The organism is Acinetobacter sp. AOR12_HL (assembly GCF_027855275.1).
Classification (GTDB): Bacteria; Pseudomonadota; Gammaproteobacteria; order Pseudomonadales; family Moraxellaceae; genus Acinetobacter; species Acinetobacter baumannii.
Map to the genome: position 1 here is coordinate 53,496 of NZ_JAKTIJ010000022.1, position 26,142 is coordinate 79,637.

Annotated in this window: 21 protein-coding genes and 4 tRNA genes; 14 read left to right on the plus strand and 11 right to left on the minus strand. The window is 40.3% G+C overall.

Annotated features, from left to right (window positions below; all coding sequences use genetic code 11):
- Positions 1–45 precede the first annotated feature (45 nt).
- Positions 46–1,707: an energy-dependent translational throttle protein EttA gene (ettA, locus tag MKL36_RS10935; RefSeq protein ID WP_000090021.1), complete on the plus strand. Its 1,662-nt coding sequence runs from the start codon at positions 46–48 to the stop codon at positions 1,705–1,707.
- Positions 1,708–1,749: 42 nt separating this feature from the next.
- Here ettA and MKL36_RS10940 read toward each other — a convergent pair whose 3' ends face one another.
- Together MKL36_RS10940 and MKL36_RS10945 are read right to left on the minus strand one after the other, a co-directional pair.
- The gene (locus MKL36_RS10940; RefSeq protein WP_021510167.1) at positions 1,750–2,130 is read right to left on the minus strand and encodes a tetratricopeptide repeat protein; all 381 of its coding nucleotides are present in this window, start codon (positions 2,128–2,130) and stop codon (positions 1,750–1,752) included.
- Positions 2,131–2,472: 342 nt separating this feature from the next.
- Entirely contained in the window at positions 2,473–3,165 is a 693-nt protein-coding gene (locus MKL36_RS10945; RefSeq protein ID WP_002068920.1) for a hypothetical protein, read from the minus strand.
- Between the two features lie 148 nt (positions 3,166–3,313).
- Between MKL36_RS10945 and MKL36_RS10950 the strand changes: the two genes are divergently transcribed.
- From MKL36_RS10950 to MKL36_RS10970, 5 genes are all read left to right on the plus strand, one after another.
- A complete protein-coding gene (locus MKL36_RS10950) occupies positions 3,314–3,712 on the plus strand; it encodes a cation efflux protein, CzcI-like (RefSeq protein ID WP_001138085.1) in 399 nt (132 codons plus the stop codon).
- Between the two features lie 54 nt (positions 3,713–3,766).
- Positions 3,767–5,182 (plus strand): TolC family protein, encoded by a 1,416-nt coding sequence (locus MKL36_RS10955; protein WP_086374079.1) that lies wholly within the window; start codon positions 3,767–3,769, stop codon positions 5,180–5,182.
- Between the two features lie 2 nt (positions 5,183–5,184).
- On the plus strand, positions 5,185–6,402 hold the full coding sequence (locus tag MKL36_RS10960; protein WP_021510165.1) for an efflux RND transporter periplasmic adaptor subunit: 1,218 nt from the start codon (positions 5,185–5,187) through the stop codon (positions 6,400–6,402).
- The gene (locus MKL36_RS10965) at positions 6,392–9,550 is read left to right on the plus strand and encodes an efflux RND transporter permease subunit (RefSeq protein ID WP_086374080.1); all 3,159 of its coding nucleotides are present in this window, start codon (positions 6,392–6,394) and stop codon (positions 9,548–9,550) included. The genes MKL36_RS10960 and MKL36_RS10965 overlap by 11 nt, the downstream gene beginning before the upstream one ends.
- Positions 9,551–9,682: 132 nt before the next feature.
- Positions 9,683–10,639 (plus strand): cation diffusion facilitator family transporter, encoded by a 957-nt coding sequence (locus MKL36_RS10970; protein ID WP_086374081.1) that lies wholly within the window; start codon positions 9,683–9,685, stop codon positions 10,637–10,639.
- A gap of 18 nt (positions 10,640–10,657) precedes the next feature.
- On the opposite strand, the gene MKL36_RS10975 is transcribed toward MKL36_RS10970, so the two are convergent.
- Entirely contained in the window at positions 10,658–10,996 is a 339-nt protein-coding gene (locus tag MKL36_RS10975; protein WP_001200011.1) for a hypothetical protein, read from the minus strand.
- A gap of 274 nt (positions 10,997–11,270) precedes the next feature.
- On the opposite strand from MKL36_RS10975, the gene MKL36_RS10980 reads away from it, so the two are divergent.
- The gene (locus MKL36_RS10980; RefSeq protein ID WP_000529525.1) at positions 11,271–12,218 is read left to right on the plus strand and encodes a hypothetical protein; all 948 of its coding nucleotides are present in this window, start codon (positions 11,271–11,273) and stop codon (positions 12,216–12,218) included.
- A gap of 92 nt (positions 12,219–12,310) precedes the next feature.
- On the opposite strand, the gene MKL36_RS10985 is transcribed toward MKL36_RS10980, so the two are convergent.
- The 8 genes from MKL36_RS10985 to MKL36_RS11020 form a co-directional block, all read right to left on the minus strand.
- Positions 12,311–12,386 (minus strand) — tRNA-Glu (locus MKL36_RS10985).
- 28 nt (positions 12,387–12,414) lie between these two features.
- Positions 12,415–12,490 (minus strand) — tRNA-Glu (locus MKL36_RS10990).
- Between the two features lie 134 nt (positions 12,491–12,624).
- A complete protein-coding gene (locus tag MKL36_RS10995) occupies positions 12,625–13,509 on the minus strand; it encodes a hypothetical protein (protein WP_004644145.1) in 885 nt (294 codons plus the stop codon).
- 118 nt (positions 13,510–13,627) lie between these two features.
- Positions 13,628–15,046, minus strand: a complete 1,419-nt coding sequence (locus MKL36_RS11000) for an amino acid permease (RefSeq protein ID WP_001183124.1) — start codon at positions 15,044–15,046, stop codon at positions 13,628–13,630.
- Positions 15,047–15,177: 131 nt separating this feature from the next.
- Positions 15,178–15,253 (minus strand) — tRNA-Glu (locus tag MKL36_RS11005).
- 25 nt (positions 15,254–15,278) lie between these two features.
- Positions 15,279–15,354, minus strand: a tRNA-Ala gene (locus MKL36_RS11010).
- Between the two features lie 57 nt (positions 15,355–15,411).
- On the minus strand, positions 15,412–16,920 hold the full coding sequence (gene gltX, locus MKL36_RS11015; protein WP_000868422.1) for a glutamate--tRNA ligase: 1,509 nt from the start codon (positions 16,918–16,920) through the stop codon (positions 15,412–15,414).
- Between the two features lie 116 nt (positions 16,921–17,036).
- Positions 17,037–17,336 carry a hypothetical protein gene (locus tag MKL36_RS11020; RefSeq protein WP_000690903.1) on the minus strand — a complete coding sequence of 100 codons (300 nt, stop codon included), beginning with the start codon at positions 17,334–17,336 and terminating at the stop codon, positions 17,037–17,039.
- 396 nt (positions 17,337–17,732) lie between these two features.
- Between MKL36_RS11020 and MKL36_RS11025 the strand changes: the two genes are divergently transcribed.
- The 7 genes from MKL36_RS11025 (at position 17,733) to mraY (ending at position 26,087) form a co-directional block, all read left to right on the plus strand.
- Positions 17,733–18,734, plus strand: coding sequence for a sulfate ABC transporter substrate-binding protein (locus MKL36_RS11025; RefSeq protein WP_024437238.1), 1,002 nt, complete (start codon positions 17,733–17,735; stop codon positions 18,732–18,734).
- Positions 18,735–18,956: 222 nt separating this feature from the next.
- Positions 18,957–19,880, plus strand: a complete 924-nt coding sequence (rsmH, locus tag MKL36_RS11030; protein ID WP_000018346.1) for a 16S rRNA (cytosine(1402)-N(4))-methyltransferase RsmH — start codon at positions 18,957–18,959, stop codon at positions 19,878–19,880.
- The gene (ftsL, locus tag MKL36_RS11035; RefSeq protein WP_000842465.1) at positions 19,880–20,212 is read left to right on the plus strand and encodes a cell division protein FtsL; all 333 of its coding nucleotides are present in this window, start codon (positions 19,880–19,882) and stop codon (positions 20,210–20,212) included. The genes rsmH and ftsL overlap by 1 nt, the downstream gene beginning before the upstream one ends.
- A gap of 11 nt (positions 20,213–20,223) precedes the next feature.
- Positions 20,224–22,056 carry a penicillin-binding protein PBP3 gene (gene ftsI / locus MKL36_RS11040; RefSeq protein WP_000227936.1) on the plus strand — a complete coding sequence of 611 codons (1,833 nt, stop codon included), beginning with the start codon at positions 20,224–20,226 and terminating at the stop codon, positions 22,054–22,056.
- Between the two features lie 3 nt (positions 22,057–22,059).
- Positions 22,060–23,559 carry a UDP-N-acetylmuramoyl-L-alanyl-D-glutamate--2,6-diaminopimelate ligase gene (locus MKL36_RS11045; RefSeq protein WP_021510162.1) on the plus strand — a complete coding sequence of 500 codons (1,500 nt, stop codon included), beginning with the start codon at positions 22,060–22,062 and terminating at the stop codon, positions 23,557–23,559.
- 8 nt (positions 23,560–23,567) lie between these two features.
- The gene (locus MKL36_RS11050; protein WP_000557495.1) at positions 23,568–24,968 is read left to right on the plus strand and encodes a UDP-N-acetylmuramoyl-tripeptide--D-alanyl-D-alanine ligase; all 1,401 of its coding nucleotides are present in this window, start codon (positions 23,568–23,570) and stop codon (positions 24,966–24,968) included.
- Positions 24,969–26,087, plus strand: a complete 1,119-nt coding sequence (mraY, locus tag MKL36_RS11055) for a phospho-N-acetylmuramoyl-pentapeptide-transferase (RefSeq protein WP_000928089.1) — start codon at positions 24,969–24,971, stop codon at positions 26,085–26,087. It abuts the gene before it with no gap.
- Positions 26,088–26,142 lie beyond the last annotated feature (55 nt).

The following is a 26,142-nucleotide window of genomic DNA, read 5'->3' on the forward strand; positions in this document are numbered from 1 at the left end:
TGTCGCGTCTTGCGATGTATTGGTTTTTCAATTGAGGAGTCCTGCGTGGCCCAATATATTTATACGATGAACCGAGTGTCTAAGATGGTTCCGCCAAAGCGCGAAATCTTAAAAGACATCTCTTTATCATTTTTCCCGGGTGCCAAAATTGGTGTTCTCGGTTTGAACGGTGCGGGTAAGTCTACCTTGCTTCGTATTATGGCTGGCGTAGATAAAGATTTCTCTGGTGAAGCTCGTGCACAACCTGGAATTAAAATCGGCTATTTAGAGCAAGAACCGCCACTTGATCCAACTAAAGACGTTCGTGGTAACGTTGAAGATGGTGTGCGTGAAGCTTTAGATGCTTTAGAGCGTCTTGATCAGGTATTTGCAGAATATGCAGACCCAGATGCTGATTTTGATGCGCTTGCAAAAGAGCAGGAAAAATTAGAATCAATTATCCATGCTTGGGATGCACATAACCTAAACAACCAGCTTGAAATCGCGGCAGATGCCTTGAACCTTCCAGCTTGGGATGCAGATGTAACTAAGCTTTCTGGTGGTGAACGCCGTCGTGTAGCACTTTGCCGTTTATTGCTCTCTAAACCAGATATGTTGCTTCTTGACGAACCAACGAACCATTTGGATGCAGAGTCTGTATCTTGGTTAGAGCGTTTCTTAAAAGATTTCCCTGGCACAATCGTGGCGATTACGCACGACCGTTATTTCTTAGATAACGTTGCCGAGTGGATCTTGGAGCTTGACCGTGGACACGGTATTCCTTATCAAGGTAACTATACTTCTTGGTTGGAGCAAAAAAATGCTCGTTTAGAACAAGAGCAGAAACAAGAAGAATCTTTTGCTAAAGCATTGAAAAAAGAACTTGAATGGGTTCGTCAAAATGCGAAAGGTCAGCAAAAGAAAAACAAAGCGCGTATGGAGCGTTTTGAAGAGCTTAACTCACGCGAATTCCAACAGCGTAATGAGACCTCTGAAATCTATATTCCACCTGGTCCACGTTTAGGTAACAAGGTTGTTGAAGTAGAAAATATCAGCAAGTCATTTGGTGATCGTTTACTTTACGAAAACTTGTCATTTACCGTACCACCAGCAGCAATTGTAGGTATTGTTGGTCCTAACGGTGCCGGTAAAACGACTTTATTCCGTATGATGACAGGTGAGCAAAAACCTGACACCGGTACTGTAACACTTGGTGATTCAGTTAAAGTTGCTTATGTTGGTCAGATTCGTGACACTTTAGATGATAACAAAACTGTTTGGGAAGAAGTTTCTGGCGGTTTAGACATCTTGAAAGTGGGCGATTATGAAATTGCATCACGTGCTTATATTGGTCGTTTTAACTTTAAAGGCCAAGATCAGCAAAAACGCGTAGGTGAATTGTCAGGTGGTGAGCGTAACCGTTTACAACTTGCGAAAATTTTACAGCAAGGTGCAAACGTTATCTTACTGGATGAGCCATCAAACGACTTGGACGTAGAAACTTTACGTGCACTTGAAGATGCAATTTTGGTATTCCCGGGTACAGTCATGGTTGTGTCGCATGACCGTTGGTTCCTTGACCGTATTGCGACTCATATCTTGTCATTTGAAGATGAGCAACCAGAGTTCTATACAGGTAACTATACCGAGTTTGAAGCTTATCGCCGTGCTAAGCTAGGTGACGACGCCCAACCTCATCGCAAGAAATACAAAAAAATTAGCGGTTAATTACTGCTAAATTTAAAAACCAGCCTAAGGGCTGGTTTTTTGTTAGAAGGCAATTTTACTAAAAGCTTCTTGTAAGCAACGTTCAGCATCAGGATGTCCCTGACTTGCTGCTTTGTTTAACCACTTTTCAGCTTCAGTGTAGTTTTTATCTAAACCAAATTGACCATTTAAATAGCCAATACCAAGTTTAAAGGAAGCGTCAGCATTACCTCTTAAAGCTGCACGGAGGTAGCACCACATCGCATTGCGGTCATTTGGGGTAATATCTAACCAATTCTGCATACGTTCATGATCTTGTATGGCTAACTCTTCAAAGCGTAAGCCTTGTTCAATTTCATCCTCAGCTTGTGAATGCATATCGGCTGGTAAGTTTTCAAAGGCAAACAAGTGATTAAGCCCATGCTTGATTGTTTTCATATTCATGACAGTCTCCCCTTGTTCCTCAATTTGATTGAATTGACTCACACTTTTAAGCTAGTCCCTTATATGAAAATCTTATGTTATTTTTTGTAAATCTGATATAGCGCATTTGGATGAAAAATGATGAAGTTTTAGCTTACATAAAAGTTACACGTGTTTTTACGCTTAGCGAAATTTCTATAAAAGTATTGGTATACAAACATGAAAATAGAATTTAAAAAGTTTAAGAACAAATGATTATTCAAAATAAAAAAATTGAGAAAATTTATAAATATCAAACAAAAGAAATTTTCTTAAACAAAACCAGCCTAAGGGCTGGTTTTGTTTTTAGATTAGTAAGGGTGCTTATTTAGTAAAGTCACCTCGTAAATCTGACAAGATGAGAGAAGGGGCTACCGTCACTATATCAAATGCCATCGCTAAAGGATAAAGCGCCATACGCGTTACACGTTTAAACGGATGTTTCTTGGTAATTTCATCTTTTTGTTGTAAGGCGATTGGATATGGAGTTGGAATCGTTTGTTGAACTTTTAAAGTAGGACTGGTTTGATAAATTTGGCCTTTAAAACGAATAATAGCGTAAGGATATAAAAGCTGTGTTTGGTTTTCCATAACCATAAAATGATTTTTAAACCCTAAATTTTTTAAATTTTCTTTCTGTTGATCAGAGAGTTTTGAAGCGGGAATATTGTATTGAAACTTGAGTTCACCATGAAAATGCGTAGGATCATCCATTTCAAGTAGCAGAGGAGATGGAATAATTAAAGTTCTTTGATTTACAGGAATATTTTTAATGATATTTAAAAATTCCGAACTTCCTTCGGTCATTAAATAATTAAAGTCTTGACCTATAAATACGACGCCTTGTTCTTGCTGGTTTTTAACGGCTTGCCCAAGTGCAATAATTTGATCTGTTTTTAAAATAGTTGTTTGGACCTCAGTCGTCTCATTCGGCAGGGCAGTCGATAAAATAGAAGTTGCACATCCACTTAAGCCAAGACAAGTTACTAGTAGGCAAGTGGTCAATGTTTTATACATGAACATTACTCTTAAAAATTATTTTTAAAAAACTTAGGAAAGATATGGGTTAAGAATGGAACCCATAAATCAACGTTTTGTAATTTTATTACATGTAGCTCGCCTGCTATAGTTGCTTCGTGCAATTTCTAACAGCCATGGTGTACTGTTGCCACGTTCTGCAATTTTCATGTCCGTCTTATTCTGTTTGCTTATATTCCAGAGTTTATGGAATATAGCAGCGGCTTTCTGCGCGCATGAAAATCAAGAAAAAGCACTACATCATTTTGGTCATCATGCAGCTTTAAATGTATATCAAACGTCTTCACATACCCATGTTGAACATACTGAGACTTTAGACGCTGCTCATAAAGCACCTTTAAACTTACAAGACCATCATGATCATTTACCGACATGTTTTCATGTCGTCATGACAGAAGTTGCAAAACAAGCTCAAACCCCTGTTTTGCATGTGCATGAACTTTCACAAATTTATCATTGGTCCAATTCTTACCAGTCTCCACATCTTAGTGCCTTAAAACCGCCTCCTGTTTTAACCCCGCTATAGGTGGGGTAGCCAAAAAAAGCCCACCGCATCTTTTATTTATTGCGGGGCTAAAACATGTCTTCTATTTTTTTAAATCGGGTGAGCCATCCCGACTTATTGAGTTGTAACGTTAAGATAACGTTGAAAAAGGTTGTAACTATCTCAAGCCTGTCTATTGTTATGTTATTGGCAGGACAAATGGCAAATGCTGCTTCTGATATTCAACAGGGCTCTTATACCCAAAAAGCAGCTTTTAGTTTTGAACAGGCATTAGCGCGAACACAAAGCTATCAAACTCAACAAGGTGTCTGGCAGGCACAGCAGCAAATGGCTGAGGCGCAATTAAAACAAAGTCGCTTATGGGCAAATCCAAGTCTTTCTATTGAGCAAACAGGTTTGCAGAGTGACCAAGAAAAAGAACTCGCGATTGGCATCTCTCAGCCTTTAGATATTTTTGGGCAGCGTAAGGCCGCACAGCATTTAGCTAAAGTAGAAATGTCAAAGGTTGACTTGGCCGAACAACGTTATAAGGCTGAGCTTGAGTTAATAGTTAAATATTTCTGGTCACAAGTGGCCTTGCTTGAACTTGAAAAGTCTCTCATTGGAGAACAGTTAGCAGTTAGCCAAGAGAACTTGTCTGCATCGGAAAAGCGTTATCAGGCAGGGAGTATTGCTCAGGTTGATGTAGATCGAGTACGTATGTCTCACTTGGAAAACCAGCGTTTATATCAGCAGGTCGATTTGAAACTACAAGTTGCTAAACAGCAACTGGCCAACTTATGGGGCGGTGATTCAAATCAGATCCAACTATCTCAAAGCTCTAATCAGCTGTGGGTATTGGCAGCGGATGTAGATACTGGTCAAGATCGGCAAAACAATTTGCTAGAGCGCTCTTTTCAACTAGATGCTCTTGCGCAGCAAGCCACTATTCAACAGCTTAAGGCAAAAGCAAGGCCACAACCTACGGTAACTTTGGGGGTGAATAACACTCGTTCTCCAGAGCAGCGTACGGAAAATCAAATCCGCTTAGGGGTGGAAATTCCTTTAAATCTTTTTAATCGTCAACAATACGGAATCAAGATTGCTCAGGCCAAACAAGAGCTGTCTCAACGACAACAGAGCTTTTATCGACAGCAGAATCAAGTGGATATTGAAACTCTGATGTCAGAGTTAAAAGGCTTACATATTCAGTTCAAGCAATTAAATGATCAGCAAGTTCCTCTTGCCGTACAGGTTCAACAAAAAACATTGCAAGGTTTCCGTTTGGGTAAGTTTGCGGTTACCGATGTGCAGCAAGCCACAATGCAGTTGCAAGATGTGCGCTTACGTAAAGTCGAGCTATTAAAACAGGCTTGGCAAAATTCAATTGAAATTCAAAGTTTACGTCTTGGGCTAGAGCCAGAACAGATCATGGCGAAAGATGCCTTAATGCAACTTAATCAACGTGCTTGGCAACAAGCTCAAACATTCCCAACTCAGGCAGGAGAATAATAATGTCGGCAAATTTAAAGAAAAATTCTCAATGGCTTTGGGTTGGAGTAATTGCTGCCATTACTGCAATATTAATTGGTTTACTCGTTTTAAATTCAAAAAATAAATCTAATTCTTCGGAACCATCGGAAGGCCACGGGCATGCTGAAGAAGAGGGTGAAGAACACCATGATGAGGGAGAAAAACCACTACTACTCACTGCTCAGCAAATGCAGGAACAAAATTTAAAAATTGAACAAGCTGAACTAGGTGAAGTTCCTCAACTTCAGACTTATCCAGCCAAACTAGTAGTCAATACTGACCGCCAAGCCCATGTTTCGCCAAGTTTTAGTGGTCGTGTCGAAGCGGTATATGTTGAACTAGGACAACAAGTTAAAAAAGGCCAGACACTTGCAAGCTTATTAGTGCCAGATTTAGTCGATCAGCAAGCCAATTTGCAAATAGCCCAGTCTAATCTTGAGTTAGCACGTCAGGACTATGAGCGTGAACGTAGCTTATGGTCTCAAGGAATTTCTGCGAAACAAGATTATCAACGAGCTTATAACGCCTATCAGCAAGCACAAATTCAGGTTAAAGCAGCTCGCTCGCGCTTAAGTGCATTCGGGGCAGGTTCTGGTTCAGCAGGGCGTTATACCTTAACAGCGCCAATTGCGGGTATCGTGAGTAATAAAGATATTGTAGTGGGTGAAAACGTACAGTTAGCAGATCAGCTTTTTATTATTAATCAGCTTGATCGGTTATGGCTGGAATTTATTTTACCAAGCAATGCAAATATCAATGTACAGCCAAATCAACAGATTGAATTTAAATCTTTACAAACTGGGAATACATTTTCTGCTCAGGTTCAAAGTTTAACAACAGAGGCAGATGCTCAGACTGGACGCTTACAAGTGCGTGCCAAAGTTTTGGCAAATAGCAGTGAGCTGCGTCCAAACTTGATGGTTAATGTTGAGCTAAATGCAGGATCAACACAAAAAGTGACTCGTGTAAAAGCGCAAGCAGTTCAACAAGTCGAAGGTAAAGACGTTATCTTTACACCAAAAATGGTCAAAACAGGTTTTGAGTTTGAACCTGTGACTGTACAGCTGGGCCAACGTTCTAAAGATGGTCAATGGGTTGAAGTTGTAAAAGGAATAAATCCAAGCCAGCGCTATGTTGCAGAAGGCAGCTTCTTACTGAAGTCCGAATTGGAAAAAGGAGAGGCTGAGCATGGACATTAATAAGCCTGAGCTGCCCAAGCCAGAAGGACTGTTTGACAGAGTTATTCAGTTTGCTATTCAAAATGCTATTTGGGTCATGCTATTTGTTCTGGCGTGGATTGGTGTTGGCATTTGGAGTTATCAAAAACTCCCTATTGATGCCGTTCCAGATATTACCAATACCCAAGTCCAGATTAATACTCAAGCCAATGGGTATACCGCTTTAGAGGTCGAACAGCGGATTACCTATCCTATTGAAAATGCGATGGCAGGAATTCCAAATCTGGAACAAACTCGCTCTATTTCTCGTTATGGGCTTTCCCAAGTCACCATCATTTTTAAAGATGGGACAGATATTTATTGGGCAAGACAACTGATTAACCAGCGTTTACAAGAAGCGGATGGCCAACTACCCGAATCAGTTGATCCAGTCATGTCTCCTGTTTCTACAGGTTTAGGTGAAATTTACCAATGGGTGATAAAAGCAAAAACAGGCGCTAAGAAAGCAGATGGCACGGCCTATACAGCCATGGATTTACGTGAAATTCAGGACTGGATTGTGCGTCCTCAATTGCAGCGTGTGAAAGGTGTGGCCGAAATTAACAGTATCGGTGGCTACAATAAAACCTATATTGTGTCACCTGATTTAAAACGTTTGCAGCAGCTTCAAATTTCAATCAATGAATTTCAAACTGCTCTGCAAGAAAATAATGAAAATCGCGGTGCAGGTTTTATCGAAGAAAACGGAGAGCAACTCACCGTTCGTGTGCCGGGCATGTTAAATAGTGTTGAAGATATTCAAAACATTACTGTAAGTACCAAAAATGGTTTGCCGATCCGCGTGGCTGATGTTGCGAATGTCTCTATTGGACATGATTTAAGAACAGGGGCTGCAACTTACAACGGTGAGGAAACGGTTCTTGGCATTGCCATGATGATGATGGGAGAAAACAGCCGTACAGTTGCTCAGGCGGTTGATGCCAAAATTAAGGAAATACAATCTACCTTGCCTAAAGGGGTAGAAATCGAGACGGTTTATGACCGGACGAGTTTAGTAAATAAAGCAATTGCAACCGTACAGAAGAACCTTGTAGAAGGCGCAATTCTGGTTATTGTGATTTTATTTATTTTTCTAGGAAATTTTCGAGCTGCTTTAATCACAGCCTGCGTTATTCCACTTTCGATGTTATTTACCCTGACAGGTATGGCTGAGCAAAATATTAGTGCCAACCTAATGAGCCTAGGAGCGCTTGATTTCGGGATTATTGTAGATGGTGCTGTGGTTATTGTAGAGAACTGTATTCGACGTCTGGCAGAAGCACAGCATGCTCTACATCGGCCTCTTACGCGGTCTGAACGATTCAAAGAAGTTTTCCTTGCAGCAAAACAGGCCCGTCGCCCACTGATTTTTGGGCAAATGATTATTTTAGTGGTCTATTTACCTATTTTTGCCCTATCTGGTGTTGAAGCCAAAATGTTCCATCCAATGGCGATGACAGTGGTGATGGCATTATTGGGTGCCATGATTCTTTCTGTGACATTTGTACCTGCGGCAGTTGCTCTTTTTGTTACAGGTGAAGTGAAAGAAAAAGAAACACGTTGGATGCAGCTTTTAAAGCAGAAATATCAAAATATTCTCGATCAGGCTTATCAACTTAAAATTGTGGTCGTTAGTTTTGCATTAAGTATTTTAGTTCTCACAGGTGTATTAGCTACCCAAATGGGTAGTGAATTTGCTCCGCAGCTCAGTGAAGGTGACTTTGCCCTGCAGCAAATGCGTTCACCAAGTACTGGTCTCGAGCAATCACTGCGAATGCAGGAAAATACTGAAAAGCTCATTTTGAAAAACTTTCCAGAAGTGAAAGCTGTTTTTGCTCGAACAGGGACAGCTGAGGTTGCAACTGATGTGATGCCGCCGAATATCTCTGATGCGGTCATTTTGCTTAAACCGCATGATCAATGGCCAAACCCGAAAGAGACGCTAGGTGAGCTACGTTCACGTATGGAAGCTTTCTTGGCAACCTTACCGGGTAATAACAGTGAGTTCTCTCAACCGATTGAGCTACGCTTTAATGAGCTAATTTCAGGGATTCGTAGTGATATTGGCGTCAAGATTTTTGGCGACGATATGCAAGTACTCAATGAGCAGGCACAGGCACTCGCTCAGAAAGTACAAAAAATTTCAGGAGCTACCGCGGTTAAGGTAGAACAAACTAGCGGTTTACCGGTGCTGAGTGTCGAAATTAATCGTCCTCTGGCCGCGCAATACGGATTATCAGCCAAAGCTATTCAAGATATTGTTGCTGCAAGTGTTGGTGGACAAAATGTTGGACAGATTTTACAAGGCGATAGACGATTTGATTTTGAAATTCGCCTAGAAGACCAGCAGCGTACCATCCAAAACTTAGCTCAACTTCCGATTCAGTTGCCAAATGGTGGACTTATCCAACTTCAAGATGTAGCTAAAGTTGAACGTACCTCAGGCCTAAATCAGGTGGGACGTGAAAATGGGAAGCGCCGTGTCATTATTACTGCGAACGTAGAAGGCCGTGACTTAGGGTCATTTGTTCAAGAGTTAAGAACAACACTCGCAAAAGAACAACTGCCAGCGGGTTATTGGTTGGAATATGGCGGTCAATTTGAAAATTTAGCTTCAGCTGCTGCACGAATGAAAATAGTTGTTCCATTGGCGCTTGCTATGATTTTCATTCTGCTCATGGCTGTATTCCATAATGTGAAAGAAAGCTTACTCGTGTTTAGCGGTGTGCCGTTTGCTTTGTCGGGTGGTCTGATTGCCCTTTGGCTAAGAGATATTCCACTGTCCATGTCAGCTGGTGTTGGGTTTATTGCCTTATCCGGCGTCGCTGTTTTGAATGGTCTGGTAATGCTGAGCTTTATTAAAGAGCTTAGAGAAAAATTTGATATTCAAACAGCCACGTGGAATGGGGCGATCTTACGTTTAAGACCGGTACTCATGACGGCTTGTGTTGCTTCACTTGGTTTTATTCCAATGGCTTTGGCAACAGGAACTGGTGCAGAAGTTCAACGGCCTTTGGCAACAGTGGTTATTGGTGGCATTATTTCATCTACGATATTAACTTTGGTTTTATTACCGGTCATTTATCGATGGATGAATGAAGACAAGATGAAAAGTGTTGAGCATTCATAATGCCATCGATTTGAGATATCTTTTTTGATTACAAAATTTAAGTCGAAAAAGTGTTTGTAAGAGTTAAAGGTAAAGGTGTCTTCATCGTTACTTTTAACTCACCATAAAGATAAATAAAAAGGAGTCCGCAAAATGGGTGGACATCATGGTCATGATCATAGTCATGCTGTAGTGACTGAAGGTAATGCTAAAAAATTAACGATTGCCTTGGCGCTTACCACGACATTCTTAATTGTTGAGGTGATTGCAGGTTTAATCACACAAAGTTTGGCATTGCTCTCTGACGCTGCACATATGTTTACAGATGCAGCTGCTTTAGCAATTGCTTTGGTTGCCATACAGATTTCTAAACGCCCTGCCGATAATAAACGTACTTTCGGTTATCAGCGCTTTGAAATTCTGGCCGCTTTATTTAATGCACTTATGCTTTTTGTGGTGGCAATTTATATTTTATATGAAGCCTATATCCGCTTTTCGCAGCCACCTGAAATTCAAAGTGTAGGTATGCTCATTGTGGCGACCATTGGTTTGGTAATAAACCTCATCTCAATGAAAATTCTTATGTCGAGTGCCAATAACAGCTTAAATGTGAAAGGTGCTTATCTAGAAGTATTGAGTGATGCACTAGGCTCAGTTGGCGTTATTATTGGTGCAATTATTATTTACTTCACTAATTGGTACTGGATTGACACGCTTATTGCGGTACTGATTGGATTTTGGGTGTTGCCAAGAACATGGGTTTTACTTAAACAAAGTATTAATATTTTGCTCGAAGGTGTACCCGAAGAAGTCGATATTGAAAAGCTACGTGCAGATTTACTTTCATTAAATGGTGTGGAGAGTATTCACCAACTCAAAGTATGGGCAATTACGTCTAAAAATATCCATTTAACCGTGCACTTATTTGCGCCTGAAGCTGACCGTAATAAGCTCTATCAAGATGCAGTTGAAATGCTTTCTCATGAGCATGGTATTGGTGAAGTGACATTGCAAATTGAAGATGATGCTGAGATCAACTGTCAGCATATTGCTCAACATGCTTCACACGAGCATAACGAAAATGACAAGACGCATTCACATCAGCATTAAGCTGATGTGAATATAGTTTTAAATTTCCCACTCATGATTGCAGTCACGACATTTCCAATGTTTTTGTGACTGCATAAATGCTTGCATAGATAATTTAAAATCAGGCAAATCGCGCCAGAACATAAAACCTGCGCCTACAGTAACCACAAATGCAACTACTGTTGCAATTTGAAGAGAGCTGCCTGCACCATTGCCAAAAATCCACATAAAAATACTAATCACAACCAAGAGTAAAAGTACAAAAATGGCAGGAACTAAAATCACTAAGCTTTTAGGCACAACAGGTTTAGCACTATTAACACCTTGGCTCACCGGCATAATTTTAACACTTTGACATTGAGGGCAACGATATTGCATGACAGCTCCACATTAAATTTGAATCTATTCTAACGGAAATGCAAAGAAAGAAAAAAATTTGTAGCTGATTAAAAAAGTTGAGGTGAATATCCGATATAAAATACTTTTTTGAAACAAGGGTATATAAAAAAACGATGATTTATGCGTACACATAAAAATTAAAATAATGCTGTAGAGCATGCTAATCTAGATAAAAACCAAGTGTGTCCAACACTGGAAATGAGCTGAAATGCTCATTAATAGGATGTGAAAGAAATATAAAAAGGAGAGGGACTTGGGTCAAGAAGATGACAATAAGTCGAAGCCTACAACGACATCAACAGTTTCAGGGAATCCTGACCCTATAAAACTGTCATTCTCACGCCGTTTGCTGCATAAAACATTACAGCATGCGCAAGACGCCGTCGGGTTTGCTAGTGATACTACACGTAATCTTGCTGAAGTTGCTGATGCAGCCTTAGATGCTTTGGATCAGGTGACCTCTCATACAAAGCGTGGAGTGGTGGGCATGACCAACCTGGCAGCAGGGACTGTCAGAGATATGGTGTCTGAAACAAGTGAAACTGCAAGACAGGTTGCCTTAATCATGGCACGTACTTTTCTAGGTAAAAGTACCTTGAATTTGTATTTGCCTGAAATGCTATTAAACAGTCAAATTCGTAAACGCATAGATCGTTCTGAAATTGATGATATTAAAGTTCAATGTGGCAATGATCGGTTTCAGGTTGAAATCGATGGGCACTATCACCGTTTCCTATATCGCTTAAGTTTAGATTTTCGAGTATTGGAATGTCGCATTGGACAAGAAAAGTTCTTACGCTTACGCCAAATGGATGAAAGTCTGGATGTGCAAATACGTCATGGTGGAACATTATCGAATTGGGCTGTTCGCCGTATTGGTCGAGTAGGTTTTGAAGTGATTAATATGTTGCCTATTCCATCGCTGATTAATCATTTGATTCGTGATATTCCGGGTATTCAGCGTGATGGTCATCGCATGTGGTTCATTGACCTTGAGCAAGCAGGTTTTATTGATTTCATTAATAACCGTTCATGGATGGTAGAAAAACTTTTAAATTTAACCGACTTTAGTATTCTACCGGGACTCAATATTTTAAGAGAAAGTCGTGAGCTTGTGCAGCAACTGGTAGATCAGTTCGAAATAAAAGGACTACGTGTTCAATCAGGCCGTCTAGAAGTTCAAGTTGGAATCGCAAATTAAATAAGTGTGACGGGAAGCTGGTTTATGATCAGCTTTTTTATTGTCTAGATAAGAAAAAAGCCACTGTCGTTATGCAGTGGCTTTTTAGAATTTGGCGTCCCTACGGGGATTCGAACCCCGGTTACCGCCGTGAAAGGGCGATGTCCTAGGCCTCTAGACGATAGGGACTTATATGAGGCATACATCTGAAAAATATTGGCGTCCCTACGGGGATTCGAACCCCGGTTACCGCCGTGAAAGGGCGATGTCCTAGGCCTCTAGACGATAGGGACGTTTCAGAGGTGGGCGTATATTAGGTCGATTTAATAAAAGTGTCAAATAGTTTTCTGAAGAAATATTAAAAAAATCAGTTAAGCGCTTAAAAATAACTCAAATTGTAGAAAATATATACGTTTATAGATATTTTTTATTGGAAAGGCTCAATAATTGTTTTTACCACAGCATGATGCTGTAAGTAACCGACAATTTCATGAGGTTGGTTGGCAAAAGTAAAAATCTCTTGATTAATAATGGGGGGATTAAAATTAAAAGGTGCTTCACTTAATGGAAAAGCGGTTAAAAAGTCATCTTTAGAATAAAAGTTATACCAGTCGCCCTTTAAGCATTTAGGACGTTCAATGGGAGTGGGGAGTTTGCTTTGTATGACGCGAAAAGAAAGAGGGGATGCTAAGGTAATAAAGCGCTGTACTGAAAACTGATAGGAAGGATCTGATAATAAATGATAGGCAATCACAGAACCCAAAGAGTGGGCGACTACAATACAATCTTCATCATCATGCATTTGTTTTAAAATTCTTTGATGAACCTCATACATAAAATCAGGATTAGATAAGTACATATAAGTTTCAATCAAGAATTGCTGAATTAAGCTTTCATGTAATTTCGGAAAATTATTTAAAAGAACCACCATTTCCTTAAGAACGCGATCTTTCACCAACTGTGAAGTTAAATATAAACGCTCTGATAAGCTTTGTGCTGGTTGATCGGGTGAAAGAGGAAGATGGGGTATAAAAGGAGTATGTTCCTTGGGTGTTGATGGCTGATGATGTAAATGGATGGGTAAATGAAAGTTAAAAGTTTTTGGAAGTAAAGTATTAAGATCAAGTTGATTGGATAATTGATACTTCGTCATTAAATCGCCATAAAATGGCATATGTATATGTAGATCTCTTAAATTAACTCTACAGTGCAATTGTTTTAAGCCCAGTTTAAATACTTTTAGCCAGTGCTCTTTTAAACGATGTGCTGTGTAATTCTGCTGATTCATCCCATGGATAAATATAATTTTCATTGTATACAAGGAATTGTTTTTTAATATAAATTTAAATCTACAACGGTAGATTATATAAAGCCAGTCTCTAAGCAAAAAAAAGTGTAGCTTTTTGCTACACTTTTTAAATTACAAACACTTAAGCTTTATTTCGATAGAAAATAAAGTAGCTGAGATAGCACAAGGCAGTAAAAATTAAGCAACCTATAAAGCCAGCACGCATTTCAGGATCTGCTGCCATACTTAAACAGGTAATAAAGCAGAAAAGAAAACCTAAAATTGGAACGATAGGGAATAACGGTGCTGCATATTTTAAATCGCTAATTGTATGCCCGGAACGGTACCATTGACGACGGAAATTGAACTGGCTTAAACAAATACTCATCCAGACAATAACCATGGTAAAAGCTGCAACACCTAACAAGTTTTTAAAGATGGTTTCAGGAGCAAATTGCTCTGATAATAAGCCTGGAATTGCGCCGAACATCGTTACAACTAAAGCAACAATAGGTGTTCCGCTTTTTGAAAGTGTTGCAAATACACCCGGAAGGAGTTTTTGCTCCGATAAAGACCACATCATACGTGAAGCTGCATATAATCCCGAGTTTGCGGCTGAGAGTAGTGCAGTAATAATAACAAAACGGATGATGTCATCTGCATATGGAATACCGATGTAATTAAATACGGTAACGAAAGGACTATTACTTACGTTGTCACCACCTAAACCAGCAAGTTGGAAAGGAAGTAATGCACTAATTACAATAATGGTGCCTACAAAGAAGATAAGAAGACGCCAGATTGCAGCATTAATCGCTTTAGGGACATTCTGAGCCGGATCTTTAGTTTCGCCAGCAGCTACGCCAATTAACTCTGTTCCAGAGAAAGCAAAGTTGACAATGAGCATAGTGGTGAAAATAGGAAGAAAACCGTGTGGGAACCAACCTTGGGCAGTTAAATTACTAAACAATGGAGCAGTTTGAGCGCCGTGGAAAGGAATTAAGCCAAAAATTGCTAATAATCCAAGCACAATAAAAGCAATAACGGTAATGACCTTAACTAGCGCTAGCCAGAACTCTGACTCGGCAAATACTCGGGTTGAACTGATATTTAACCCGAAAATAGTTACTGCAAAAATAAGTGTCCAGATCCACATTGAGATTTGTGGAAACCATTCCTGCATGAGTAGAGCAGCGGCGGTAAACTCGGTTCCTAGCGTTGCTGTCCATGTTAGCCAGTACATCCATGAAATCATGTAACCTGTACTTGGACTAATGTACTTTCGAGCGTATGCGCCGAAAGAACCCGAAACGGGCATATGTACAGCCAGCTCGCCTAAACAGAGCATGACCATGTAAGCAATTGCACCCCCAAGAATATAGGCAATAATTGCGCCAATAGGTCCAGTTTGTGAAATGACTTCCCCTGAACCCAAAAATAAACCAGTACCGATTGCTCCACCTAGCGATAACATGACAAGGTGGCGGGTACTCATGGCTCTTTTTAAAGGTGCAGTACTGTTCTGATGCTGAGCATCTAGTTGTTTGTCAGATGGCTGCATATTACACATTGAGAGAATTTGAGAAAGACGCTATTTTAGATAAAATAGACAAATGTGCAATCAAGAAGCAGTCAAAGAATAGACAGGAAGGTGACGATAGAGTCTTTAAAAGGAATTTTTAAAATAGAAAATGGCGTCCCTACGGGGATTCGAACCCCGGTTACCGCCGTGAAAGGGCGATGTCCTAGGCCTCTAGACGATAGGGACTTGATGAGGCAAACACAAAGGAGCTTGGTGGAGCCAAGCGGGATCGAACCGCTGACCTCTACAATGCCATTGTAGCGCTCTACCAACTGAGCTATGACCCCAGTTTGTGTGAGCGCAATATTAGGGTGAATGCGCTCACACGTCAATAAAAAAATGAATTAAGCTTCGCTAGTTGCTTCATTTTTCGGCAATTTTAAACTTTCATTAAGCTTTTCCCAGTTTTTTACCTCTTTTTTACTCGGTGCACCCACAATTTCTAGTGCATGTCGTAAGCGAGCAAAGGTTAAGTCAGGGCCAAGCGTAACCATTGACTGCATAACTGGTGTTGAACTTGTTGAGCCAGCAATTGCAATAAAGAACGTTGGCATGAAGTCACGTAATTTAATGCCCATTTGATTTGCCAAATCCATTAAAGTTTGACTAACTGTGTCGTTATTCCAAGTAAACTGACTTTCAAGACGCCAAATTGCGAATTGTAAACTTTGACGAACTTGCTCTTGAGTCAATTTTTTACTTTCAAACATTTCAGCCGTAATTTGTGGCATATGGTTAAAGTAGAAACCAGCCCAATTTACAGCTTCGGAAAGTAAATTAATACGTGGTTGAATAGCGGCAGCAATGTCTTCTAAAGTGCTGCGATCACTTTTCCATGTCAATAAACGGTCTAATAGTTGTCCTGGGGTTAACCCTTTAATCCATTGACCATTTAACCAATTGAGTTTTTCAACGTCAAAAATTGGCCCACCTAGTGATACGCGTTGAATATCAAAGTTATCCATCATGTCTTGTAATGTGAAAACTTCTCTTTCATCCGGCATTGACCAACCCATACGGCCTAAATAGTTGAGTAAGGCTTCTGGTAAAACGCCGATATCACGGTAGTAGTTAATTGAGGTCGGGTTTTTGCGTTTAGATAACTTTGATTTATCCGGATTACGAAGCAACGGCATATGGCAAAGCGTTGGCATTTCCCAACCAAAGTATTGGTAAAGCAATTGATGCTTCGGTGCAGACGGAAGCCATTCTTCACCACGTAATACATGCGTGATTTCCATTAAATGGTCATCAACAACGTTAGCTAAATGGTAAGTTGGTAAACCATCTGTTTTAAGAAGCACTTGCATATCGACTTGTGCCCAAGGAATTTCAACTTCACCACGGAGTAAGTCGTTAAATTTACACACGCCTTCTTCAGGCACTTTCATACGGATAACATGAGGTTCACCCGCTTCAAGACGTCGAGCTACTTCTTCTTGAGACAGCTTTAAACCACGACCATCGTATTTTGGTGTTTCGCCACGAGCTTGCTGCTCGGCACGCATTTGGTCAAGTTCTTCTGCTGTAGCAAAACAATAAAAAGCATGACCTTTTTCAACAAGTTCTAACGCGTATTGCTTATAAATTCCCATACGCTCTGATTGGCGGTAAGGAGCATGAGGACCACCTACATCCGGACCTTCAGACCAATTTAAGCCTAACCAGCGTAGAGAGTCTAAAATCATTTTTTCAGATTCTGGCGTAGAGCGAAGCTGGTCTGTATCTTCAATTCTTAAAATGAATTCCCCGCCATGCTGTTTCGCAAAACACATATTGAATAGGGCGATGTAGGCAGTACCAACATGTGGGAAACCGGTAGGAGACGGTGCAATACGAGTACGAACTTTCATAGTTAATGGGTCAAAATAAAAATTGGAACTATTATAACGAAAAAGCCCAGTATTCTGACGTTTTATTTAACGACAGTCTGGGCTGAAATTGAAACGATGAGGGGTCGTTTCAAATATTAAGAAGTGTGCGGCTGGAAGATTGCCTGAACAAAACGTGAAAAACGTTCATGCTGTGCTGCAAGAAAGTTTTGAGTTGGTGTAACACGGATAGTATTAAGTACTTTTAACTCATCATCTGTTGATGGAAGTACAATAGTGTTACGTTTTTGCTGATCTAAAGCTTTTTCAATAAGTGAAGACTGTTTATCTGAAAGACTTTTACTTGGTGTATCTTTCAGTACGGCTGCTGTAGATAGTTGCGATGCAAAACTAAGCACCAAACCCAAGCCTAAAGCTTTTCCATAATGAATTTTCATTTTCTGTTCATCCCCTCAGTACATTTCGTCTATTTTTTGAGTTTAACCAAATGTAAAATTACGGTAACGCTACGATTCAAACATAAATTTTAATAAAAAAGTAGAACTATGTCACACTTTTTACAAAAAATACCTTTATTTTACGCTGGTACCTTTAAATGTAGCCTATGTGTATCCATTACGTCTCATTATTTAACAAATTAATGTGTAGATAAAGTGAAGACTATAAATAAACTATAAGAATAATTACAAAACTTTTCAAAAAGGAGAAGGAAAAATTAGAGTTAACTATATCTTTTAAAGTGATTAGTAAAACATTTATTTATATAACTATTTGATTGAAAACTAAAAAAATAAAAATATAGTAGACGTTAAAAGTAAAATTGGTTTTTATAAATGAAAAGAATAGCAATAATTGCAGTCGCTACATATATGGGGTTAGCAGTAAATGCTGTGCAGGCGGCGACTACATTTTTAAATGTTTCTTATGACCCAACTCGAGAGTTTTATCAGGAATATAATCAGGCATTTGGAAAGTTCTGGAAACAACGTACCGGACAGGATGTGGATTTTAAACAATCCCATGGGGGCTCAGGAAAACAGGCTCGTGCTGTGGCAACTGGTCTTGAGGCAGATGTGGTGACCTTAGCCTTAGCCAATGATATTGATGAAATTGTAAAAGCAGGCTTTATCCAGCCAAACTGGCAAAAAGAATTCCCTAATAATTCTGCACCGTATACCTCTACAGTTGTGTTTTTAGTAAGAAAAGGCAATCCAAAAAATATTCGTGACTGGAATGATTTAACTAAACCTGGTGTCGAAATTATTACGCCTAATCCAAAAACGGGTGGGGCACCGCGTTGGATTTATCTTTCTGCATGGGGATATGCTTTAAAGCAGCCGGGTGGAAATGATGCTAAAGCCAAAGAGCTGGTTAAAAAACTTTATCACAACGTTAAGGTGTTAGATTCGGGAGCACGAGGCTCGCTTACTACATTTGCTGAGCGTGGAATTGGAGATGTTCTACTTTCTTGGGAGAACGAAGCACTATTGGCAACGAAAGGTCTCGATAAAGATAAATATGAAATTGTTTACCCATCAATTTCAATTTTGGCAGAACCATCTGTTGCTATTGTTGACAAAACAGTCGACAAAGACGGTAACCGTACTTTGGCAAAAGGTTATCTCAACTTTTTATACTCACCTTTAGGTCAAGAGTTGGCTGCTAAACACTATTTCCGTCCTCGCAATCCTCAAGTTGCTGCTAAATATGCAGCACAATTCCCAAAAATTAAATTATTTACGATCAATGATGTTTTTGGCGGTTGGGCAAAAGCTCAGAAAACCCATTTTGCCAATGGAGCCATCTTTGATCAGATTTATGATGGAAAGCAGTAGATAAAATTTTGGTAGAGTAGAAGTTTAAAAATTAGTTTACTTTTTTATAGTGAAGCAAGTGAGCCTGAAAAGGTGAGCTTGCTTTTTTGTTTTGCTTAAAAAATGAAAAGAAAACGGTTTTCTCTATGAAAAATTAATATTTTCCTACAAAAAGCCGTTTGGTGTTAGCCATAAACAAGGTGATAATGTGCAGTTACATTTTTACGCTATGATTTAACTCCTATGTCGCATATTTCTGTCTTACTTTTTGAGACCGTTGAAAGCTTATTGGCAGATCGCACAACTGGGGTGTATATCGATGCAACCTTTGGACGAGGTGGGCATACGCGCTTGTTATTGTCGAAACTCGATGAAAACGCCCGAGTATATGCTTTTGATAAAGACCCTCAAGCTCTGGAAGTTGCGGCTGCTTTAGCACAAGAAGATCCAAGATTTACGATTATTCATGCAAGTTTTGCTGATATTAAGGAAAAAATGCAGGAAATTGGGGTGCAAAGTGTCGATGGAATTATGGCAGACTTAGGTGTGTCCTCTCCTCAACTCGACCAGGCTGAACGCGGCTTTAGCTTTATGCAAGATGGCCCGTTAGATATGCGTATGGATAACTCTAAGGGATTGACTGCTGCCGAATGGTTACTTGAGGTAGAAGAGGAAGATTTGGCAAATATCATTTATCAATATGGTGAAGAACGATATAGTCGCCGTATTGCTAGGGCAATTAAGCAGGCCGGAAAATTGGATACTACGGCGCAATTGGCTGAAATAGTAAAAACAGCCCATCCAAAATGGGAAAAGCATAAACATCCGGCGACACGTACGTTTCAGGCAATCCGTATTGCTATTAACAAAGAACTAGATGATATTGAAGTATTTTTACCGCAAGCTGTAGACTTGCTTAAACCAAAAGGGCGTTTGTCTGTGATCAGCTTCCATTCGCTTGAAGATCGGTTGATCAAACAGTTTATTCAAAAAGAATCAACTCTAGCAGAAGATTCTGGTTGGGGGATGCCTCAACAGCAGGTTGATACGAGAAGATTAAAGAAAATTTCACGGGTTCGTGCGAGTGAAGAAGAAGTAAAAGCGAATCCACGTTCACGTAGTGCATGGCTTCGGGTTGCTGAACGCTTGGAACAAAAAGGCGCGTAATGAAAAGCAGTGATGAAATCGAAACCACAGAAAATAAAGTGGTCAAAAAAGTTGTGGTATATGCAGTCATGGTGGCATTGGTTTTTATCAGTGCCATGATGGTGGTATTTCAAGTATTTGAATACCGTCATGATTATAGAGAGTTAAGCTCTTATATGCGTGAACGTGATGACCTCAATGCTGAATGGGGGCGTTTATTGATTGAGCAACAAACATTTGGTGCGACTGCTCAAATTGGTACACGTGCTGTGACACAATTACGAATGTTTTCGCCACCTGCTGCAGAAACGGTGGTAATTTCTTTACCGATGACCTCAGAGCAAAATAAGTAAGGCCTTGCTGTATGGTAGATAAGCGAACAAAGCAAACACGAAAAAAACAGCAGTCTATTTCGGAAAAACCAAGTCTTGCCTTTGATATGTGGCGGTTTTATCTGCTCTGGGCAGTAGTGCTACTGTGTTTTGTGGTATTAATTGCACGTGCATTTTATGTTCAAGTCATTAATAAAGACTTTTTGCAAAATAAGGCCAATGCCAATATTTTGCGTACTGAACGTATAGAGGCTATGCGTGGAGTGATTAGTGATCGCCACGGTGTACCTTTAGCGATTAGTAGTCCAATCATGAAAATTGTGATTGATCCGCGTGATTATTTTGAGACCAAGCATTTATATGATCAAATTACGGCTGAACTAAAACAAGATCCAAACAACCGTAAATTAAAACGCCAGTTACCAGATAAAAATTTAAATCTTGATGAACTTGCCGACGTGGTGGGTGTTGATCGTGCTGATCTTAAAAAACAGATGAATGCGCGTCCGCGTTCCCGCTATCTGGTTTTGAAAAAAGAAGTACCTCCTCAGCAAGCTGACCTCATTATGAAAGGTAATTTCCAAGGGGTGTATGCAGAAAAAACTTATAAACGTTATTACCCGCAACCTCAGCCAAATGCCCAAATTATTGGTTTGACCAATAGTGAAGGTCAAGGGATCGAAGGCTTGGAAATGCAGTTGAATAAGCAACTGTCAGGTGTAGACGGTGAGCAAAAAATTATTCGCGATAAGCGTGGTAACCGTTTAAAAGTTTCTGAGGTAATTCGTGAGGGTGAACCAGGTGAAAATATCACTTTAAGTATCGACTCACGTTTGCAGTACATTATGTACCGTGAATTAACGGCTGCAGGTGTGGCTAACAATGCGCGTTCAGCAACAGCAATTGCAGTTGATGTTAAAACGGGTGAAATTCTGGCAATGACCAGTTGGCCATCTTATAACCCGAATGATAAGAATGGCTTATCAAATAAAGATGCTATGCGTAACCGTGGTGCGATCGATATGTTCGAGCCAGGTTCAACCATGAAACCTTTTACTATTTCTGCAGCTTTAGAAACTGGTCAATATACGCCAAATACGATTGTAAATACCTCTCCTGGCTCAATGCGTTTAGGCTGGCATACTATTCGTGATACCCATAACTACGGGGCTTTGACCGTAAGTGGTGTCATTATTAAGTCTTCAAACGTGGGTTCTGCAAAAATTGCATTATCACTTCCGAAAGAAACCTTGCCGAGCTTCTTTAATCGTGTTGGTTTTGGTAAGCGTTCTGCAGTAAGGTTCCCTGGGGAAAGTTCAGGTCTGGTTTTACCTGTTAATAAATTAAACTCTTCTCAAATCGGGACCATGGCATATGGTTATGGCTTAAATGCGACAATCCTTCAATTGGCTCAAGGTTATGCCATGCTTGCAAATCATGGTGTCAAAATGCCATTAAGCTTGCATAAACTAGATCAGCCACCTAAAGGTGAGCAAGTTTTAAATCCGAAAATTGCCGATCAAGTTTTGTTAATGCTTGAGCAAGTGACTATGCCGGGTGGTACTGCAAAACAAGCCAATATTCCTGGTTATAGGGTAGGTGGTAAAACAGGTACTGCACATAAATTGCGTGCAGATGGTAAAGGATATTCAAATAATGAGTATCGTGCCTTATTTGCGGGTGTCGCACCAATTAGTGATCCACGTTTAGCAGTTATTGTAGTGGTGGAAAACCCACAAGGTCGCTATTACGGTGGTTTGGTTGCCGCTCCAGTTTTTGCTCGTATTATGCAAGAGTCGTTGCGCTTAATGAATGTGCCGCTTGATAAGCCACTTAATACTCCAGAAAATCCTATTCGCAGGTAAGCTATGACTGTTTCTTTTCAAGAAATTCATCCGATCGAAATTGATGCTCAATGGCCTCAACAGCCATTTCACGGCTTTAGTTTAGATAGTCGTAAAGTTGAAACGGGCCAAATTTTTATTGCTTTGACAAGTTATAGCCAGCCTGAAAAAACGCGTACATTTGCTGAAGCGGCTTTAGCAAATGGAGCGTTGGCTGTCATTAGCGAAACCGAATTAGGTGTAGCAAATGAATGGGTATGCCCTGATGTGCGTCAGCGCATGGGAGAGTGGCAAAAACGTTATTTGCAACAAGCTGATGTAGTAAAACCTCTACGGATTATTGCTGTAACAGGCACAAATGGTAAAACAACAATTTCTCGTTTAATTGCTGAGTTAATTAGTTCACAACGGCAGCGCTGTGCAGTGATGGGGACAACAGGGAATGGTATTTTACCGAACTTAACGCCTTCTACGCATACTACCCTCGACGCTCTACAGTTACAAAATGCGCTACATGATTATGCTAAACAGGGAGCAACTTTTGCTTCTTTAGAAGCAAGTTCACATGGTCTTGAACAGGGTCGATTAAATGGTTGCGATATTGAAATTGCTGTTTATAGCAACTTAAGTCGTGACCATCTGGATTATCACGGCACTTTAGAAGCTTATGCAGAAGCGAAGGCGCGTTTATTTCAGTTTAATTCGTTAAAAGTCGCTGTTATTAATTTAGATGATGCACATGCTGACTTGATGATTAAATCCGCCCAAAATAATCCAGCACAACCTAAAATTTTGACTTACTCATTAGCTCAAAATACAGCTGATTATTACATTACCGATTTAAGCTATAGCTTGGCGGGTGCAACTTTTAATTTAGTAAGTCAGCAAGGTTCATTTGCGGTAGAAAGCCCATTATTAGGTCATTTCAATGTTGAAAATTTAATTGCCGCACTCATCGCTGCTGAGCAAGCTGGTTTCGATTTACAGGCATTGGTTAATTTTGTTCCTAAACTAATTGGTGCGCCAGGCCGAATGCAAGTTATTCGTGATGATGAGCGATTATTTGTAGTGGATTATGCGCATACACCAGATGCATTGATTCAAGTGCTTAAAACATTAAAGCGTCATGTTTCGAATCAGCTTTGGGCGGTGTTTGGATGTGGTGGTGACCGTGACCGTGGTAAGCGTCCACTCATGACTCAAGCAGCTTTGGATGGCGCAAATCCTGTTATTCTGACTTCAGATAATCCAAGAACAGAAGACCCTGAACAAATTTTTGCTGACATGAAGCAAGGAATCGATTTTTCAGGGCATCGTATGCATGAAATTCATGACCGCCGTGAAGCAATTAAATTTGTTGCAGAGCAAGCTCAAGCTGGTGACATTGTAGTGATTGCCGGCAAAGGACATGAAAATTATCAAGAAATTAATGGTGTGCGTCACTGGTTTGATGATGTGGTTGAAGTGCGTTCCGCGATTGATGCCCAACATCATACGGTAGATGCTGCTTACCCTGCACAATAGGAAAAATTATGCATACTTCAACCACCAGTACCGTGCCTTTGGAACCGTGGACAGCTCAACAATTACAACAGGCAACACAGGGTTACTGGCATAAAGACCAGATCCCTCAAAGTGAAATTAAACGTATTTTGACTGACTCGCGTCATGCAGAAAGTGGGGATGCCTTTTTAGCACTAAAAGGTGAACGTTTCGACGCGCATAATTTTGTCGCGCAAGTGGCTGCAAATGGCTGCCAAGTCGCTATTGTCGAGCGACCTATAGATGCAGAAATTGCTCAGCTTGTAGTTGCCGATACCCGTTTGGCTTTAGGGCAGCTTGGTGCGTATCGTCGTGAACAAAATGCTCAATTGAAAGTAATTGCTTTAACGGGCAGTAGTGGTAAAACCACCACCAAAGAAATGCTAGGAAGTATTTTGTCTCGTTTAGCACCTACATTGATTACCCGAGGCAATTTAAATAATGACCTTGGTGTACCGATGATGTTGCTTGAGCTTCGAAAGGAACATCAATATGCGGTGATGGAACTTGGTGCAAATCATCAAGGTGAAATTGATTACACATCAAAACTTGTTCAACCGCATGTTGCTGGCATTTTAAATATTGGAACTGCTCATTTGGGTGAGTTCGGCGGGCGTGATGGCATTTGCCGCGCTAAATCAGAAATCTATCGTCATATTTTACCTCAGGGCGTTGCTATTGTGCCGCAACAAGATGACTTTACCGCTGAGATTCGTGAAGCAGCCAAAAGCCATCAAATCATGAGCTTTGGTGCTGGTGGTGATGTCTTTGCTACAGAGATTGAATTGTTGCCACAATCTGCCAATTTCCAGTTACATACGCCTCAAGGTTCAAGTTTTGTAAGACTGCCGTTTGCGGGTGAGCACAATGTGCAAAACGCAACTGCAGCAGTAGCATTTGCTTTGGCGTTAGGTGTTAGCTTGGAAGATATCGTAAAAGGTCTAGAGCAAGCACAAGGTGCAAAAGGTCGTTTGAATTTTATTCAAAAAGCGCCTCATTTATTTATTGATGATACTTATAACGCCAATCCAACATCTATGCGTGCTGCGGCACAAGTATTACTTCAGCAAAATGGCATTAAAGTCATGGTGATGGGGGATATTGGGGAGTTAGGTGATAGTAGTTGGCAAGAACATCACGATCTAGGTCGCGATCTTGCTGAGCTTCCTTTAGACCATATTATTGCAGTTGGGCAGTTTGCCTCAGCAGCTCTCGAAGGCGCAGGTCTTCATTCTACTAAATTGAAAGCATTTCAGACTCAAGCTGAGGCGCTTCCATTTTTAATCAATCTAATCCAAACACATCAACCCCAGTCCATGAGTTTCCTGTTTAAAGGTTCTCGCTTTACTCATATGGAAACGTTGATGGCTGATTTGATGGAGAAACTTTAAATGCTGTTATGGTTGTTTGAACAACTTGCGGGCTATCACAGTTCGTTTCAGGTTGTTCGTTATTTAACATTACGTTCTTTACTCAGTGTATTAACGTCACTGACCATTGGTTTGGTTCTCGGACCAATCATGATTCGTAAATTACAAGCGTTAAAATACGGTCAGGCAGTAAGTTCGTTTGCTCCTGAAAATCATGCTAAGAAGATGGGTACACCGACCATGGGTGGGATTTTAATTCTGCTCTCAATTGGTATTAGTACTTTATTGTGGGCTGATTTATCTAACCCTTATGTTTGGATTGTACTTGGTGTAATGGTTGTGTTCGGTGCGGTTGGCTGGGCAGATGACTGGATTAAAATTCGCTATAAAGATAATGCAGGTCTACCTGCCCGTAAGAAGTTTTTCTGGACTTCTGTCGCATCGCTCGGTGCTGGTATTGCGTTATATTTAATTGCTACCCAACAATCTAATGCAGAATACACAGCAAATATGCTGGATTTATTGATTCCTTTCTTTAAGAATCTTTCAATTCCGCTTTCTATTGTTCCTTTAGGTTTAGCATTTATTGTATTTACCTATTTAGTAATTAATGGTGCCTCTAATGCGGTTAACCTAACTGATGGATTAGATGGTTTAGCCATTATGCCAGTAGTTATGGTAGCGACGGGCTTAGGCGTATTTGCTTATTTATCTGGTGATATTCGTTTTGCCAACTATTTGCATATTCCTTATGTGAAATATACCTCTGAACTTGTGGTGATCTGTTCTGCCATGATTGGTGCAGGTTTGGCATTTCTTTGGTATAACGCACATCCGGCGCAAGTCTTTATGGGTGATGTGGGCGCTTTAGCTCTAGGCGCAATGCTTGGAACCATTGCCGTTATGGTTCGCCAAGAAATCGTATTCGCAATTATGGGCGGTGTTTTCGTTATGGAAGCAGTATCGGTATTCCTGCAAATCGGCTCATTACGAATGCGGAATAAACGCGTATTCTTGATGGCACCTTTGCACCATCACTATGAAAAACAAGGCTGGAAAGAAACCCAAGTGGTCATCCGTTTCTGGATTATTACGATTATGCTGGTTGTTTTAGGCCTAATGACCTTAAAATTGCGCTAGAACTTATTTTGGTGTCAATATAAAGCCAGTTTCTACTGGCTTTTTTTATTGGAGA